Annotated in this window: 16 protein-coding genes; 4 read left to right on the plus strand and 12 right to left on the minus strand. The window is 62.2% G+C overall.

Translation table 11 applies throughout. The annotated features are described in order from the left end of the window. Window positions 1-94 precede the first annotated feature (94 nt). The 5 genes from HP556_RS22760 to HP556_RS22780 form a co-directional block, all read right to left on the minus strand. Window positions 95-892 (minus strand): hypothetical protein, encoded by a 798-nt coding sequence (locus HP556_RS22760; RefSeq protein ID WP_175368629.1) that lies wholly within the window; start codon window positions 890-892, stop codon window positions 95-97. Window positions 893-953: 61 nt separating this feature from the next. After that, on the minus strand, window positions 954-1,463 hold the full coding sequence (locus HP556_RS22765; RefSeq protein ID WP_089262662.1) for an OsmC family protein: 510 nt from the start codon (window positions 1,461-1,463) through the stop codon (window positions 954-956). A gap of 56 nt (window positions 1,464-1,519) precedes the next feature. Then, window positions 1,520-2,299: an ABC transporter ATP-binding protein gene (locus tag HP556_RS22770; protein ID WP_175368630.1), complete on the minus strand. Its 780-nt coding sequence runs from the start codon at window positions 2,297-2,299 to the stop codon at window positions 1,520-1,522. Further along, window positions 2,299-3,147 carry an ABC transporter permease gene (locus tag HP556_RS22775; protein WP_175368631.1) on the minus strand — a complete coding sequence of 283 codons (849 nt, stop codon included), beginning with the start codon at window positions 3,145-3,147 and terminating at the stop codon, window positions 2,299-2,301. Before HP556_RS22775 ends, HP556_RS22770 begins: the two co-directional genes overlap by 1 nt. A gap of 95 nt (window positions 3,148-3,242) precedes the next feature. Further along, entirely contained in the window at window positions 3,243-4,217 is a 975-nt protein-coding gene (locus HP556_RS22780) for an aliphatic sulfonate ABC transporter substrate-binding protein (RefSeq protein WP_175368632.1), read from the minus strand. A gap of 271 nt (window positions 4,218-4,488) precedes the next feature. Between HP556_RS22780 and HP556_RS22785 the strand changes: the two genes are divergently transcribed. Further along, window positions 4,489-7,284, plus strand: coding sequence for a [protein-PII] uridylyltransferase (locus tag HP556_RS22785; protein ID WP_175368633.1), 2,796 nt, complete (start codon window positions 4,489-4,491; stop codon window positions 7,282-7,284). On the opposite strand, the gene HP556_RS22790 is transcribed toward HP556_RS22785, so the two are convergent. Further along, entirely contained in the window at window positions 7,281-7,805 is a 525-nt protein-coding gene (locus HP556_RS22790) for a methylated-DNA--[protein]-cysteine S-methyltransferase (RefSeq protein WP_175368634.1), read from the minus strand. The genes HP556_RS22785 and HP556_RS22790 overlap by 4 nt on opposite strands. An 88-nt stretch (window positions 7,806-7,893) precedes the next feature. Continuing rightward, window positions 7,894-8,493 (minus strand): polyhydroxyalkanoate synthesis repressor PhaR, encoded by a 600-nt coding sequence (gene phaR, locus HP556_RS22795; RefSeq protein ID WP_089262652.1) that lies wholly within the window; start codon window positions 8,491-8,493, stop codon window positions 7,894-7,896. 307 nt (window positions 8,494-8,800) lie between these two features. Here phaR and HP556_RS22800 point away from each other — a divergent pair, with 307 nt between their 5' ends. Both HP556_RS22800 and phbB read left to right on the plus strand, forming a co-directional pair. Beyond that, window positions 8,801-9,979 (plus strand): acetyl-CoA C-acetyltransferase, encoded by a 1,179-nt coding sequence (locus tag HP556_RS22800; RefSeq protein ID WP_089262650.1) that lies wholly within the window; start codon window positions 8,801-8,803, stop codon window positions 9,977-9,979. Between the two features lie 183 nt (window positions 9,980-10,162). Further along, window positions 10,163-10,888, plus strand: a complete 726-nt coding sequence (gene phbB / locus HP556_RS22805; protein WP_175368635.1) for an acetoacetyl-CoA reductase — start codon at window positions 10,163-10,165, stop codon at window positions 10,886-10,888. A 159-nt stretch (window positions 10,889-11,047) separates the two neighbouring features. On the opposite strand, the gene HP556_RS22810 is transcribed toward phbB, so the two are convergent. The 3 genes from HP556_RS22810 to HP556_RS22820 form a co-directional block, all read right to left on the minus strand. Continuing rightward, the gene (locus HP556_RS22810; protein WP_175368636.1) at window positions 11,048-11,482 is read right to left on the minus strand and encodes a cupin domain-containing protein; all 435 of its coding nucleotides are present in this window, start codon (window positions 11,480-11,482) and stop codon (window positions 11,048-11,050) included. Continuing rightward, window positions 11,482-12,249: a hydroxyacylglutathione hydrolase gene (gloB, locus tag HP556_RS22815; RefSeq protein ID WP_175368637.1), complete on the minus strand. Its 768-nt coding sequence runs from the start codon at window positions 12,247-12,249 to the stop codon at window positions 11,482-11,484. The genes HP556_RS22810 and gloB overlap by 1 nt, the downstream gene beginning before the upstream one ends. 84 nt (window positions 12,250-12,333) lie before the next feature. Further along, a complete protein-coding gene (locus tag HP556_RS22820) occupies window positions 12,334-12,672 on the minus strand; it encodes an MliC family protein (protein WP_175368638.1) in 339 nt (112 codons plus the stop codon). A gap of 180 nt (window positions 12,673-12,852) precedes the next feature. Between HP556_RS22820 and HP556_RS22825 the strand changes: the two genes are divergently transcribed. Beyond that, entirely contained in the window at window positions 12,853-13,635 is a 783-nt protein-coding gene (locus HP556_RS22825) for a class I SAM-dependent methyltransferase (RefSeq protein WP_175368639.1), read from the plus strand. A 3-nt stretch (window positions 13,636-13,638) separates the two neighbouring features. Here HP556_RS22825 and xerD read toward each other — a convergent pair whose 3' ends face one another. Further along, window positions 13,639-14,592 carry a site-specific tyrosine recombinase XerD gene (gene xerD, locus HP556_RS22830; RefSeq protein ID WP_149530157.1) on the minus strand — a complete coding sequence of 318 codons (954 nt, stop codon included), beginning with the start codon at window positions 14,590-14,592 and terminating at the stop codon, window positions 13,639-13,641. A gap of 83 nt (window positions 14,593-14,675) precedes the next feature. Continuing rightward, the gene (locus tag HP556_RS22835; protein ID WP_175368640.1) at window positions 14,676-15,086 is read right to left on the minus strand and encodes a nuclear transport factor 2 family protein; all 411 of its coding nucleotides are present in this window, start codon (window positions 15,084-15,086) and stop codon (window positions 14,676-14,678) included. Between the last annotated feature and the right edge of the window lie 25 nt (window positions 15,087-15,111).

Raw genomic sequence — 15,111 nt, forward strand, 5'->3', positions numbered from 1 at the left:
TATCGTCATGCCCGGCCTTGTGCCGGGCATCCACGCCTTGTTTCTCTGCGCCAAAGACGTGGATGGCCGGGACGAGCCCGGCCATGACGGGGTTTCAAATGAAGCGCGCGCGCCTGCGTCCCCACGACCACAGGCCGAGATTCCACACCACGCAAGTCGCCAGCGCGAGGCTCAGGGCGACCACCGAGCCGAAGCGCGTGGCGGTGACATGCATCACGGCCACCGCGATGCCGAAACCCATCAGGCCCCAGCCGCCATTGGCGATCACCGCAGCGGTGGGCGGGCCGCCGATGCGCGGATGCAGGATCAGCATCAGGCTGGTGAACACGACGGGATAAAGTGCGAGAATGCCGCTGCCGGTCGGGCCGATGGTCGAGGACAGCGTTACCACGGTAGCGACAAGCGTTGCGACGAGAGCGGCACGCAGCGGGATGTCGTACCAGCGCCTGGTGACGAGCGGCATCCTCGCATGGCGAAACCGCGCCATCAGCGGCAGGCAGATGCCGAAGGCCACGACATTGGCCGCGATGCCGCCAAGCAAAGTCCATTCGAACTGCCGCACCAGCAGGGCGAGGGCGAACCACACCAGCACAGCGGCGCCGAGGCTGACGATCACGTTGTGGCGTTGCGCCAGCAGCACGTAAGTCAATCCGAGAAACATCGTCGCGCCATTGATCGGCAGGCTGGCCAATGCACCTTGCGCGATGAAGGCGGCGTCATGATCGAGCGCAAGAAAGACATAGGATGGACCCGCCGAAATCGGCAGCGTTGCCACCAATGCACCGATCACCGGGCCGGATCGTTCGGTGATGATGGAGGCGGTGATCACAAAGGCGGCGGTGATCGCCATGCGCAAAGTGAGCGTCAGGAGGAAGGCAAGTTCGGGGGACATGGCAGCCTGACGAGAGGAGGTGCTTGGCCTCCTCTTTCTTGGTGAGAGTCGTCTGGCCTGCTTACACCCTGTTGAGGGACACCGAAACCTTCGGGCCATGTTTGATGGTCTGGTAGACCACGCAATAACGCTCGGTCAGCTTCAGCAACAGATCGAGCTTGTCCTGCGGCGCGTCGGTGTCGACGTCGAAGCGCAGGCGGATTTCGGCGAAGCCGACCGGGGCTTCCTTGTCGACGCCGAGCGTGCCGCGGAAATCGAGATCGCCCTCGGCTGTCACATTGCCCGACTTCAAAGGAATTTCGACCGCGGTGGCCACTGATTTCAGCGTGACGCCGGCGCAGGCCACCAATGCTTCCAGCAGCATGTCGCCCGAACACAGTTCAAGCCCGGAGCCGCCAGTTGCGGGGTGCAGGCCGGCAGCGGCGATTTGCCGGCCTGTCTCGACCTTGCAGGCGATGCCGTCATTGTCGATCGAGCCCTTGGCCTTCAGCGTGATGAAGGCGGCCTTGGGGTCGGTCTTGTAGAGCTCCTTGATGGGGGCCTGGGTGGCGCGAAGCGCGGCGGCGTCCATGATATCTCTCCCTGAGATTTGTTAGTTGCAGCTTTTATTAGCTCGCGGTGCTGTTGTCACCACCACGCGCCGACAGTCTCGGCGGGAGCGCTATCGGGCACGTCACGATCCAGCGATCGATCCAGTGTGGTAAGCACGCGGCGCTTCACAGCGTCGAACAGCGGCGATGCGCGGTCGCGGGGACGCGCAAGGCCGACATCGATCTCGGCGAACAGCCGACCCGGCCGCGGACGCATCACCAGCACGCGGTCCGCCAGCACAACGGCTTCGTCGACATCATGGGTGACAAGGACCAGCGTCGGCCGCGTGTCGGCCCACAGATCAAGCAGATGATCCTGCAGGTCGCGGCGCGTGAAGGCGTCGAGCGCGGAGAACGGCTCATCCAGCAACAGCACCTCCGGCTGCGGTACCAATGCGCGGGCAATGGCCACGCGTTGCGCCTGCCCGCCAGATAGTTCGCGCGGCCATGCCTGTGCTTTATCCGACAGGCCGACGCGCGCCAGGGCCTGTGCGACTTTCTCGCGGCGTGCGGCGACAGGAAGCTCGGACAGTCCGAAGCCGATGTTGTCGGCGACGGTCAGCCACGGCAGCAACCGCGGTTCCTGGAAGATGATGCCGATTTTCTCATGCGGCGCGCTGATATCGATATTGTCGATGCGGATGCTGCCGGTCGAGGCGCGATCGAGCCCGGCCACGGCGCGCAACAGTGTCGATTTTCCGCAGCCGGAGCCACCGATGATGGCGACGATCTCGCCCTGCGGGATTTGCGCGGTGAAGCGCTCCAGCGCATGAACGCCGTTGGGATAGGTCTTGCCGACCTTGTCGAGGGCGAGCATCAGGTCTCTCCACTCGGTCGGAACGCATCCTGCCAGCGCAGCAGTGGTGCGGTGACGAGTTCGATCAGCCAGTCGGTGGTCTTGCCGAGCAATGCGAAAATGGTGATGGCGGCGAGGATCTGCGCGGGCTTGCCGAGCTGCTGGCCGTCGATGAGGAGATAGCCGAGCCCTTCGGAGGCGCCCATGAATTCGGCGGCAACCACAAACATCCAGCCGAGCCCGAGGCCGACGCGAAGTGCAACAACATAGGCCGGCAGCACCGCAGGCAGCAGGATGCGGCGGATCATGGCGGGGCCAGAGAGGCGGAAGGTACGACCGACCTCGACGATCTTGCGATCGACCGAGAGGATCGCGCCCATCACGCCGAGATAGACCGGAAAGAACACGCCGACGGCAATCAGCGCGACCTTCGAGGTCTCGAAAATGCCGAGCCACAGGATGAACAGCGGCACCCAGGCGATCGACGGGATGGCGCGCAGCGCCTGCACGGTGGGATCGAGCAGTCGCCGCGCGATTCCCCAATAGCCGGAGATAGCGCCGAGCAGCGTGCCGGCGATAACGCCGAGCCCAAAGCCTGCGCCGACGCGCATGAGCGTGGTGGTGATGTGACGCCAGAGTTCGCCGCTTCGGGCGAGCTCCATGATGGTGGCGAAGACGCGCGACGGCGGCGGTACCAGCCGGCCGTTCGACCAGCCGGACCAGACGGCCAGCTCCCATGCCAGCGCGAGTGTCAGGGGCAATACGACGCCCAGCGCCGGCCGCGCGAAACGCTGCCAGCGTTTGTTGGATACAGATGTCGCGCGCGTTTCCGTCGCGTCGAGCGCAGTCGTGTCGAGCGTCATGGCCATAGCTGAAGCGCGTCTCGATTTGGTTTGCAAGATACTCAAAAGCTTCACCCTCCCTTTGCAGGGAGGGTGAAGGGCGGCTTCGCAGATGCGGGACGTCAGCTCTTTGGCAGCGGCACCTGATCGTCGATCAGTGCATCCACCGTCGCCTTCACATCGACCTTGGCGTCGATGACGCCGGCTTGCTGCAATGCGAGACCGGCGGCGAGGATGGACTCGCGCTGCGGTGCGCCAATGCGGCTGTGGGTCAGTTCGGTGCGTTCCTTGAGCTGCTTGTCGACCACGGCGTCGGGCAGTTTGGTGACGCCGATAAAGGCCTTCTTCAGCTCGGGATAATTCTCCAGCGAATATTTGCGGGCGTCTTCATAGACCGCGAGCACGCGGCGCGCGGCATCCGGATAGTCCTTCAGGAACTGTTCTCGCACATTGAGGATGCCCCAGGTGTTGGCGTCCGGCTTGCGGAAGAACAGCTTGGCGCCGTCTTCAACCTCGGCCTGCGCCATCATCGGATCGAGTCCGGCCCATGCATCAACGTCGCCGCGGATCAGCGCGGCCTTGCCGTCGGCATGCTGCAGCAGAATTGGCGTGATGTCCTTGTCGGTCAGGCCGGCGCCGAGCAAAGCGCGGACCAGAAAAATGTGGGGATCGGTGCCGCGGGTCACCGCGACCCGCTTGCCCTTGAGATCGGCGACGGAGGCGATCTTGGAGTCCTTGCCGGTCACCAGCGCCGTCCATTCCGGACGCGAATAGACGTAGACCGACTTGATCGGGTTGCCGTTGATCTTCGCCACCAGCGCAGCGGAGCCCGCGGTCGAGCCGAAATCGATGGACCCCGCATTGAGGAATTCGAGCGCCTTGTTGGAGCCGGCCGACTGTACCCAGGTGATCTTCACGCCGTCCTTGGCGAATTCCTTCTCCAGCAGGCCGTTCTGCTTGAGGATGATCGAGACCGGATTGTAGGTCGCCCAGTCGAGCCGGATTTCCTTGAGCGGTTCGGCGGCGAAGCTAGCTCCGGGCAGCAGTGCAGCCGCAGCAATCAGACCGGCGACAGCGCGCCGTGACATCGTGAACATTCTGGTCTCTCCCTGATGAACTGTCGAAACGTGAGGTTCGAAGGCGACTTGCATCCTGCGGGCGTCATGGCACCATGCCGGGGTCGCTCTCTGTGCGAAAACGTGCTTTAATTTCAATTAGTTATGGCGTTCCGTCAACGAGAAGATATGATGCGCCAAGGACACCGCCGCGAGAACGTTGTTGCCCGGATTGCGCAAAAGGCAGCATGGACTAGCTGTGGGGCTACAATCACCGTGACAGCGCTTGCGCCGTCCGATATCCGGGTTGTTCATGGACAGCGTTGCTACACAAGACAGACCGACGACCGAAACCGACTTCGACACGACGCGGATTACCGCCGAGATCGATGCGCTTGCAGTGCAGCATCGCGGCAAGAACGATTTGTTTCGCGCCGCGGTCGCCAAGCTGCTGAAGGCCGAACTGCTCAAGGCCAGTGAAGCCGCCGAGGCCGTGTTGCTGAAGGACCGCCACGGCCGACGCTGTGCCGAGCAGCTCTGCCACGTGCAGGATGAAATCATCCGCATGCTGTTCGCCGCGGCGACGAAGCATCTCTATCATTCGCCAATCCCGTCTGGTGCCGAACGGATGGCGGTGGTCTCCACCGGTGGCTATGGCCGTGGGCTGATGGCGCCGGAATCCGACATCGATCTGTTGTTCATCCTGCCCTACAAGCAGACCGCCTGGGGCGAGCAGGTCGCCGAAGTCATTCTCTATTGCCTGTGGGACATGGGCCTGAAGGTCGGCCACGCCACGCGCTCGGTGGATGAATCGATCCGCCAGGCGCGCGGCGACATGACGATCCGCACGGCGATCCTGGAAACGCGCTTCCTCACCGGCGATCAGGCTCTGTACGACGAACTGGTCACGCGCTTCGATGCCGAGGTGGTGCAGGGCACGGCCGCTGAATTCGTCACTGCCAAGCTCGCCGAACGCGAGGAGCGCCATCGCCGTGGTGGCCAGTCGCGCTATCTGGTCGAGCCCAACGTCAAGGACGGCAAGGGCGGTCTGCGCGATTTGCACACCGTGTTCTGGATCGCGAAATACGTCTATCGGGTGCGCGATAGCAAGGAGCTGGTCGCGCGCGGCGTGTTCGATCCGCAGGAATACCGCACCTTCAAGCGTTGCGAAGACTTCCTGTGGTCGGTCCGCTGCAATATCCACTTCCTGACCAAACGGCCGGAAGAGCGGCTGTCCTTCGACCTGCAGCGCGAGATTGCGGTCCGCCTCGGCTATACTTCGCATCCCGGCATGCAGGACGTCGAGCGCTTCATGAAGCACTACTTCCTGATTGCCAAGGAAGTCGGCGATCTCACCGCGATCCTGTGCGCCAAGCTCGAAGACCAGCAGGCCAAGCCGGCGCCGGCGCTGACGCGCATGATGGCCAAGCTGCGGCCCGAGATGCATCGCCGCCGGCTGCCGGACAGCGATGCGTTCATCATCGACAACAACCGTATCAACCTTGCTGCGCCTGACGTGTTCAAGGAAGACCCGATCAATCTGATCCGATTCTTCCGACTGGCGCAGAAGCACAATCTGGCCTTCCATCCCGATGCGATGCGGACCGCGACGCGCTCGCTCCGGCTGATCACGCCGGAGATCCGCGAGAACGTCGAAGCCAATGCGCTGTTCATGGAGATCCTGACCTCGGACAATGCCGAGATCGTGCTGCGGCGGATGAACGAGACCGGCGTACTCGGTCATTTCATTCGTGCCTTCGGCCGCATCGTGTCGATGATGCAGTTCAACATGTATCATCACTATACGGTGGATGAGCATCTGCTGCGGTGTGTCGGCATCCTTCAGGAGATCGAGCGCGGCGGGAATGACGAGTTCGTTGTCGCCAGCGATCTGATGCGTAAGATCCGCCCGGAACATCGGGCGGTGATCTATATCACGGTGTTGCTGCATGACATCGCCAAGGGGCGTCCGGAGGATCACTCCATCGCCGGCGCCAAGGTGGCGCGGCGGCTATGCCCGCGGCTCGGATTCAACGCCGCCGACACCGATCTCGTGGCATGGTTGATCGAGGAACATCTGACCATGTCCACGGTGGCGCAGTCGCGCGACCTGTCGGATAGCAAGACCATCGAGAATTTCGCGGCGGTCGTGCAGTCGGTCGAGCAGATGAAGCTGCTGACGATTCTCACCACCGCGGATATCCGCGGCGTCGGTCCCGGCGTCTGGAACGGCTGGAAGGCGCAATTGATCCGGACGCTGTATTACGAGACCGAACCGGTGCTGACCGGTGGCTTCTCCGAGGTCAATCGCGCGCAACGCATCGCGTCGGCTCAGGCCGAATTCCGCCGTGCCTTCACCGAGTGGCCCGAGCAGGATCTCAACGCCTATATTCTGCGGCACTATCCGGCCTACTGGCTCAAGGTCGAGCTCGACCGCAAGATTCGCCATGCTCGTTTCCTGCGCGCATCGGAAGAGGCCGGGCACAAGCTCGCGATCAATGTCGGGTTCGATGAAGCCCGCGGCGTCACCGAGCTCACGATTCTGGCCGTCGACCATCCCTGGTTGCTGTCGATCATCGCCGGCGCATGCGCCGCAGCCGGCGCCAACATCGTCGACGCGCAGATTTACACCACGACCGATGGTCGCGCGCTGGACACCATCGCGATCTCTCGGGAATACGATCGCGATGACGACGAAGGCCGCCGTGCAACACGAATCGGCGACATGATCGAGGACGTGCTCGAGGGCAAGGTGCGGCTGCCGGAAACCGTGGCGAAGCGCGCCTCGACCAAGGGCAAGATCAGGGCTTTCACCGTCGAGCCGGAAGTTATCGTCAACAACCAGTGGTCAGATCGCTACACGGTGATCGAGGTGTCCGGCCTCGACAGGCCGGGTCTCTTGTATCAGCTCACCACGGCGATCTCGAAGCTCAACCTCAACATCGCTTCGGCGCATGTCGCGACCTTCGGTGAGCGCGCGCGAGACGTGTTCTACGTCACCGATTTGCTTGGAGCGCAGATCAATGCCCCGACGCGTCAGGCTGCGATCAAGCGCGCGTTGATCCATCTGCTGGCAAACGGCGATATCGCGGAGAAGCCGGCGGCTTAGGACGCCACCACGACACCCTCATGCTCCAGCAGCCAGCGTTTGCGCGCGATGCCGCCGCCATAGCCGGTGAGCGAACCGTTGGCGCCGATCAGGCGGTGGCAGGGCACGACGACACTCAGAGGATTTGCACCATTGGCATGGCCGACCGCGCGCATCGCATTGGGCACGCCGAGTTGCGCGGCCAGCGTGCCGTAGCTGAGTGTGCTGCCTGCAGGGATTTTTCGCAGTGCCGTCCAGATACGGTTCTGAAACGGCGTGCCGGGGATGTGGCAGGTGATGCCATCGAGTTGGTTGAGCTCGCCGTCGAAATAGCGTGAGAGCGCGCTGCGGATTTCGGATGGCGCCGAGTTCTCGATCAGTTCGACCGCCCCATAGTAACGACGCAGCAAAGTCAGCAAGCGCTCTTCGTAATCGATCCAGTCGAGTGCGCAGAGTGCGCCACCGTGGTTCGTCACTAGGAGCGCGATGCCGATCGGGGTGTCGAGCCGGTCGAGAGTGAGTGGGGTGGGTTGCTTCGCCATGGCGATGTTGCGCTCATCAAATGGAAACGCCGACCGTAGGTGTAGCTACGGCCGGCGTCATTCCGATTTCCGATAAGTGAGCCGCGAATTATTCCGGCTTCGGCTCGTGCGACATGCGCTCGAGGCGTTCCTGCATTTCCTTCATCTGGCGACGCAGGTCATCCATGGTGTCGGCAGGCTCAGCGGTCGGCTCCGGCGCCTTTTCTGGCTCCGGCGACGCAGCGCCGCCGCGCGGCGGCACGAACGGCTTGAACATCGCGAAGGTCTGCTGAAACAATTCCATGTTGCGACGAACGGTTTCCTCAAGTGGCGCGAACGGCGTCATGCTGAACGTGTTCGTCATCTGCTTGCGGAATTTCTCCTGCTCGCGCGTCAGGCTGTCGATGGACTGCTCGAGATACTTCGGCACCACCATCTGCATGCTGTCGCCATAAAAGCGGATCAACTGGCGCAGGAAAGTGGTTGGCAGGAGATTCTGGCCAGCCTTGTTTTCCTGTTCGAAGATGATCTGGGCCAGCACCGAGCGGGTAATATCGTCGCCGGTCTTGGCGTCATAGACGAGAAAATCCTCGCCGTCCTTTACCATCGCAGCGAGATCTTCAAGCGTCACGTAAGTGCTTGTTCCGGTATTATAAAGCCGGCGGTTCGCATATTTTTTGATTGTCGTGGGTTGATCTGATTTCGCCATGGGGGCTCACACATACGGACCGAGGACAGGGAACCTTACGGCAGCGCGCCATAAGGTTGTCGAACAACGCAATGCAATAAAGTAAGCACTTTCAAAGGGGCTCGGCTACCGTTTTGTGCGTCACGGTTAAAATGGCAGCAGTCTTGTGCTATGCAAAGCGACATCCGTGCCATTTTGCGTGCGTTGCGGCCGTAATTTGGCTTCTGACCAATTGACAGTCCAACCCTCAGTTAACAGGATAGTTTGCAACGCGGCCCCCGCCATCCTGGCTCTGACCGTCGAAAAAACCTCAACACAGGAGATGTCCATGTCAGACGATGTCGTCATCGTCAGCGCTGCCCGCACACCCGTCGGCAGCTTCAACGGCGCTTTCGCGACCATGCCGGCGCATGATCTCGGCGCCATTGCCATCAAGGCGGCGCTTGAGCGCGGCAAGATCGATCCGGCCCGTGTCTCCGAAGTCATCATGGGACAGATCCTCACTGCTGCGCAGGGCCAGAACCCCGCGCGTCAGGCCTCGATTGCTGCCGGCCTGCCGGTGGAAACCTCGGCTTGGGGCGTCAACATGCTGTGCGGTTCCGGCCTGCGCACGGTCGCGCTGGGCTATCAGGCGCTGCTCAATGGTGATTCGGAAATCGTCGTTGCCGGCGGTCAGGAATCCATGAGCATGGCCCCGCATGCGCAATATCTGCGCGGCGGCGTGAAGATGGGTCCGGTGGAATTCGTCGACACCATGATCAAGGACGGTCTGTGGGATGCCTTCAACGGCTATCACATGGGTAACACCGCCGAGAACGTGGCTAAGCAGTACCAGATCACGCGCCAGCAGCAGGACGAGTTCGCTGTTGCATCGCAGCAGAAAGCGGAAGCTGCGCAGAAGGCCGGCAAGTTCAAGGACGAGATCGTTCCGGTCACAATCAAGGGCCGCAAGGGCGACGTCATCGTCAGCGATGACGAATATCCGCGCCACGGCGCCACTATCGAAGCCATGGCCAAGCTGCGCCCGGCCTTCGAGAAGGATGGTACCGTCACTGCGGGCTCGGCATCGGGCATCAATGACGGCGCTGCTGCCGTGGTGCTGATGACCGCCAAGCAGGCTGCCAAGGAAGGCCTCAAGCCGCTTGCCCGCATCGTGTCGTGGGGGCAGGCCGGTGTTGATCCGAAGATCATGGGCACTGGCCCGATCCCGGCATCGCGCGCCGCGCTGAAGAAGGCCGGCTGGACCATCAACGATCTCGACCTGATCGAAGCCAATGAAGCTTTTGCTGCGCAGGCTTGCGCCGTGAACAAGGACCTCGGCTGGGATACGTCGAAGGTTAACGTCAACGGTGGCGCGATCGCGATCGGTCATCCGGTGGGTGCATCCGGTGCGCGCGTGCTGGTCACGCTGTTGCACGAGATGGAAAAGCGCGACGCGAAGAAAGGCCTCGCCACGCTGTGCATCGGCGGCGGCATGGGCATCGCGATGTGCATCGCACGCGACTAATCCTTACGCGTCGCGTGCCGAAAACATCGGCTCGCGCGTGCACTGCACACACTGCTACAACAAAATGCCCGGCGCTTTGCGTCGGGCATTTTCGCTTGATGGTCCAATTCTGCTTGATGTTCAGCGTATCGCGAGATTAATTCGAAGCTATAACTACAAAAGAGATTGGTGGAGGGATCGATCATGGCGCGCGTAGCATTGGTGACCGGTGGAACACGAGGGATTGGCGCTGCGATCAGCAAGGCTTTGAAAATTGCGGGATACAGCGTCGCGGCAAGCTATGCCGGCAACGATGCCGCCGCCGAGAAATTCAAAAGCGAAACCGGCATTCCCGTTTTCAAATGGGACGTCAGTTCCTTCGAGGCCAGCGCCGAGGGTGTGAAGAAGGTCGAGGCCGAACTCGGACCTGTCGATGTGCTGGTCAACAATGCCGGCATCACTATGGACGGCGCGTTCCACAAAATGACGCCCGATCAGTGGAACAAGGTGGTCAACACCAATCTCGGCTCGCTGTTCAATGTCACGCGTCAGGTGATCGAAGGCATGCGCTCGCGCAAGTTCGGACGTGTCATCAACATTTCATCGATCAACGGGCAGAAGGGCCAGTTTGGCCAGGTGAACTATTCCGCGGCCAAAGCTGGCGACATCGGCTTCACCAAGGCGCTGGCGCTGGAGAATGCCAAGCTTGGTATCACGGTGAATGTGATCTGCCCCGGCTACATCAACACCGAAATGGTGCAGGCGGTGCCGAAGGATGTGCTTGAGAAGAACATCCTGCCGCAGATCCCGGTCAATCGCCTCGGCGAGCCCGAAGAAATTGCGCGCGCCGTCGTGTTCCTGGCGGCCGAAGAGTCCGGCTTCGTGACTGGTTCGACGATGACCATCAATGGCGGGCAATATCACGCCTGAGCGGACGCGGTTTCCGCTGATCTCATCCTGAGGAGCCTGCCCTTGCGGGCGTCTCGAAGGATGTGCGACATGCGCCGCCGCGGCGTTTCTGGCCTTCGCCGTACATCGGCTTTACGGAGGACGCCGCATCGCAGCCAAGGATATGATCTGGAAGCCGGGCTAGTCAGGCTTCCAGCCCTTCGGGGCCAACTCAAACGTCGTGAAATCGAAACCCGGTGCCACCGTGCAGCCGACCAGTGTCCAGTCGCCAGTGGTGGAGGCGGCCTGCCAGGCATGCGGTGGGACAATGCCTTGCGGCTCTTGTCCAGCGGCGACGTCCGGCCCGAGCGTGATCGTGCGCTGGCCGGCGTCGCTGGCGATTTCCAGCGTAAGCGGAGCGCCCGCATGATAGTGCCAGATCTCGACGGCATCGATGCGATGCCAGTGCGAGCGTTCGCCTGATGCCAGCAGGAAGTAGATCGCCGTAGATGCCGCCCGCCCGCCGGCATCTACGCGACTGTCGCGAAACGTCTCGCGGTAGTGGCCGCCTTCGGGATGCGGCTGCAGGCCGAGCGTCGCGATGATCTCGGCTGCAGTTGGCGTCTTGCCTGTCATCAGGACTTGTTCTTGCGTTCACGGAGTTCGCCGAACACGTCCTCCTCGCTGAATCCCTTGAGGCGGACGGCGGCGGCGATGGCCGGATCGTCGGCGCGCAGAAACACGTTGGTCTTCTTCTCAAGCCCCAGCAGCACCGGGATGGTCGGCTTGCCGACGGCGCGCAGCTGCGCCACCTCTTCGGCGCGATTCTTCAGCGCTTCGTTGTTGGCGTCGATGCCGAGGCAGAACTTAACGTTGGCCGCGGTGTATTCGTGGCCGCAATAGACCCGGTAGTCGTCGGGCAGTGTGCGCAGCTTCTTCAGCGATTGCCACATCATCGGATAGGTGCCTTCGAACACCCGCCCGCAGCCGCCCGAAAACAGCGTGTCGGCCGAGAACAGCGCCAGCTCGCTGTCGAACACGTAGCAGATATGGTCGAGCGTATGGCCGGGGGTCTCGAACACCCGTGCGGTGAGCGCGCCGACCTGCACGGTATCGCCTTCGGCGACGCGGACGTCGACTTCAGGAATTGCCGTGCCCTGATCGTGCGGCGCTGTGACCTTGCAGCCGTAGGTCTTCTTCAGCTCGGCGATGCCGCCGACATGGTCGGCATGGTGATGCGTCACCAGAATATCCGTGAGCTTCCAGCCTTCGCGCTGCAGCACCTTCATGATCGGGCCGGCCTCCGGCGCGTCGATCGCGGCGGTCTTCAGGCTCTGAGGATCATGAATCAGGTAGCCGAAATTGTCGGACAGGCAGGGGAACACACGAATTTCAGCAGCCATGGTAACTCCGTTGGATCACGTCGTGATGCGCTCGCACATACGTGCGGCAAATTGATGGGGATGAATATGGGCGATGCATGACGGTCAGCGCGGTGTCACACATTGGCGCGCGGGCTGGCCGGCAATCTGCAGCGTGATGGTGGTCTGGCCCTTGCCGGCAATCCCGACATTGCCTTCGCCGTAGCGGAAGCCCGAGCCGGATCGCTGGATCGGCATGCGGAGCGTTTCGCCATTGGGATAGAACAGGGCGATCGATTTGCCGCCGGAATTGTAATCGACGGAGATCTTGTTGCCGCCCGGCAGCGCAGGAATGCAGATGTAATCGACTGTCGCCGGATTGGCTTCGGCGGAGAATGGCGCGAGTGCTGCCACGGCCAGACCCGCGGCCGTCCTTGTGATTGTTTGACCTCGGCGTGACAGCATTTTTGTCTCTCCTGCAACGACGTCGCGGCGCCTGTTTCTTCGACTAGGCCGCAGCCGGGCCGGGCTTGTCAATTGGTGCAACTCACCACCCGCGATGGTCTGGATATCTGGCGTTAACGCTGCCCCGGCAATGCGCGATTCGGGGGATCGTGGGCCGCCGCAACGTGTTAGAAAGTCATCATGACCATCGATGTGATCGATCTCCGGGATTTCTATTCGCGCCGCCTCGGTATCGTGGCGCGGCGGTTGATCAATCGCGGTATTCAGGCGCATTGGCCCGACGCGGAGGGGCAGCGTGTGCTCGGTCTGGGGTACCCCACACCGTATCTCGGTCTTTTCCGGGAGAATTCCGAACGGTGCATCGCCTTCATGCCGGCGGCGCAGGGGGTGCTGAAATGGCCGACGGCAAAGCCCGCGCTGGCCACACTGGTCGACGAATTCTCGCTGCCGCTGCCGGATGCCGCCGTCGATCGCATCATCCTGGTGCACGCCCTGGAAATGTCCGACGATCCCGAAGGTCTGCTCCGCGAGGTTTGGCGCGTGCTTGCGCCGTCTGGCCGGTTGATGGCGGTGATTCCGAATCGCCGGGGCGTCTGGACCCGTACCGACTCGACGCCGTTCGGTCACGGCCGCCCCTATTCGCGCTCGCAAATCACGCAGTTGCTACGACAGACCTGGTTTACGCCGACGGCGTGGAGTGAAGCGCTGTTCATGCCGCCGGTGGGCATGGGCTGGTTTCTGCGCTCGGCAATGGCCTGGGAGCGAATCGGTGCGGCGCTGTCGATGCCGTTTGCCGGCGTGCATATCGTCGAGGCCACCAAACAGGTCTATCGCGCGATCCCCGCCAAGCGTGAGCGCTCTCGGCTGATTCCGGCACTGCAGCCGGTGCTGGTGCCGACCTCCGGGATGCGGCGCGACGATGAGACGGATCATCTTGGCGAGGCCGAGCCGCACTCGCGTTGAGCGCTATTTTTCCGCGAGCGGATGCAGGTCGCGGACCAGGCTCTTGAGCCGCTCTTCCACCACATGGGTGTAGATCTGCGTGGTCGAAATATCGGTATGGCCGAGCAGCGTCTGCACGATGCGAAGATCGGCGCCGTTATGCAGCAGATGGCTGGCAAAGGCGTGACGCAGCACGTGTGGCGACACCAGCCGCGGCGCGATGCCGGATGCAGCCGCGAGTTCTTTCAGGTCGCGCGCGAAATGCTGTCGGGTGAGATGGCCGCTCTCGCCGAAAGACGGAAACAGCCACTTCGAGGCGGCACTCTTTTTTGGTTGAGACTTCTGCAACTCGGCCATCGCGGCGAGATATTCGGCCATCGCCTGTTTGGCAGTTTCGTTGAGCGGCACCAGCCGCTCCTTGTTGCCCTTGCCGCGCACCACGATCATGCGGGCATCGCGGCGCGCCGCGGTGAGCGGTAGCGAGACCAGCTCGGAGACGCGAAGCCCGGTGGCGTAAAGCACTTCGAGCAGACAATAGAGCCGGGCATCGCGCAGCCGCTGTTGCGCAGAGGCTTCGGCATTCTGCGCTTGCGTGCGCGCCTGCACCAGCATGCGGTCGACATCGGCAATTGACAGTACTTTGGGCAGGCTACGGCCCCGCTTCGGGCCGGACAGGATGGCGGCCGGGTCGTCGGTGCGGATTTTTTCGCTGAGCAGAAAGCGAAACAGATGCCGTATGGCGGACAGCCGCCGCGCCACGGTGGTCGATTTGAAGCCGCGCTCGTCGAGGTCTTCCAGGTAGTCGCGCAGCAACTGGGTGTCGGCACCGGCAAAACTGGATTTCGCCCCGGCAGCAAATTCGGAGAAATCTTCGAGGTCGCGGCGATAGGCGTCCAGTGTATTGACGCCAGCACCTTGTTCGGCGGCGAGCATGTCGAGGAACAGATTGGAGAGCTTGGCGTCTGAGGAAGTGGTCATGTGCCATCATAACCCATGATCCGGGCTGCAGCAGCGGTTTTCACTGGCTGCAGCAACCCGGAGCGAATGCAGATCCACAAAGATCAGGCGAGCGGGCTGATCGATGTGGCTTGCGACCAGACCACCATCCACTGCCGGTCACGCATTTCATAAGCATCGGTGTGCCAATAGTCGCCTGGCGGGACCTTGTGGCCCCCGAAAACCACCTCAATGTGAGCGCGATATCGGATCACGGCACTCGGGCCATACAGCCGCACGGCGATTTCACCGGGCGTCCATGTCAGGTACTTGATGTGGCCGCCTGCAACGGCGCCAAGATATTCGGCTTTCGACAGCGCCGCGCCGATGGGCGTGATCAGCTGGAAGTCTGCGGCGTGCAGCGGCTCGGCCGCTGCCATGTCGGCGCTCACGAGCGCACGAAGCCGCGCGCGTTCGATGCCCCGGATATCTTCAGCGTCCGGGTGCTCTTTCGGGGCGACGATGGATGAGGTCATAGGTTGGTTCCGTTGTTGTGCATTG

It is taken from the genome of Tardiphaga robiniae (assembly GCF_013359755.1).
GTDB lineage: Bacteria > Pseudomonadota > Alphaproteobacteria > Rhizobiales > Xanthobacteraceae > Tardiphaga > Tardiphaga robiniae.

Coding starts and splice junctions, on each gene's coding strand:
- HP556_RS22780 (WP_175368632.1), bottom strand. CDS start 4,217: ATGTTCACGATGTCACGGCGCGCTGTCGCCGGTCTGATTGCTGCGGCT.
- HP556_RS22765 (WP_089262662.1), bottom strand. CDS start 1,463: ATGGACGCCGCCGCGCTTCGCGCCACCCAGGCCCCCATCAAGGAGCTC.
- HP556_RS22770 (WP_175368630.1), bottom strand. CDS start 2,299: ATGCTCGCCCTCGACAAGGTCGGCAAGACCTATCCCAACGGCGTTCAT.
- HP556_RS22825 (WP_175368639.1), top strand. CDS start 12,853: ATGACCATCGATGTGATCGATCTCCGGGATTTCTATTCGCGCCGCCTC.
- HP556_RS22810 (WP_175368636.1), bottom strand. CDS start 11,482: ATGACAGGCAAGACGCCAACTGCAGCCGAGATCATCGCGACGCTCGGC.
- HP556_RS22835 (WP_175368640.1), bottom strand. CDS start 15,086: ATGACCTCATCCATCGTCGCCCCGAAAGAGCACCCGGACGCTGAAGAT.
- phaR (WP_089262652.1), bottom strand. CDS start 8,493: ATGGCGAAATCAGATCAACCCACGACAATCAAAAAATATGCGAACCGC.
- xerD (WP_149530157.1), bottom strand. CDS start 14,592: ATGACCACTTCCTCAGACGCCAAGCTCTCCAATCTGTTCCTCGACATG.
- HP556_RS22760 (WP_175368629.1), bottom strand. CDS start 892: ATGTCCCCCGAACTTGCCTTCCTCCTGACGCTCACTTTGCGCATGGCG.
- phbB (WP_175368635.1), top strand. CDS start 10,163: ATGGCGCGCGTAGCATTGGTGACCGGTGGAACACGAGGGATTGGCGCT.
- HP556_RS22800 (WP_089262650.1), top strand. CDS start 8,801: ATGTCAGACGATGTCGTCATCGTCAGCGCTGCCCGCACACCCGTCGGC.
- HP556_RS22820 (WP_175368638.1), bottom strand. CDS start 12,672: ATGCTGTCACGCCGAGGTCAAACAATCACAAGGACGGCCGCGGGTCTG.
- HP556_RS22790 (WP_175368634.1), bottom strand. CDS start 7,805: ATGGCGAAGCAACCCACCCCACTCACTCTCGACCGGCTCGACACCCCG.
- HP556_RS22785 (WP_175368633.1), top strand. CDS start 4,489: ATGGACAGCGTTGCTACACAAGACAGACCGACGACCGAAACCGACTTC.
- gloB (WP_175368637.1), bottom strand. CDS start 12,249: ATGGCTGCTGAAATTCGTGTGTTCCCCTGCCTGTCCGACAATTTCGGC.
- HP556_RS22775 (WP_175368631.1), bottom strand. CDS start 3,147: ATGGCCATGACGCTCGACACGACTGCGCTCGACGCGACGGAAACGCGC.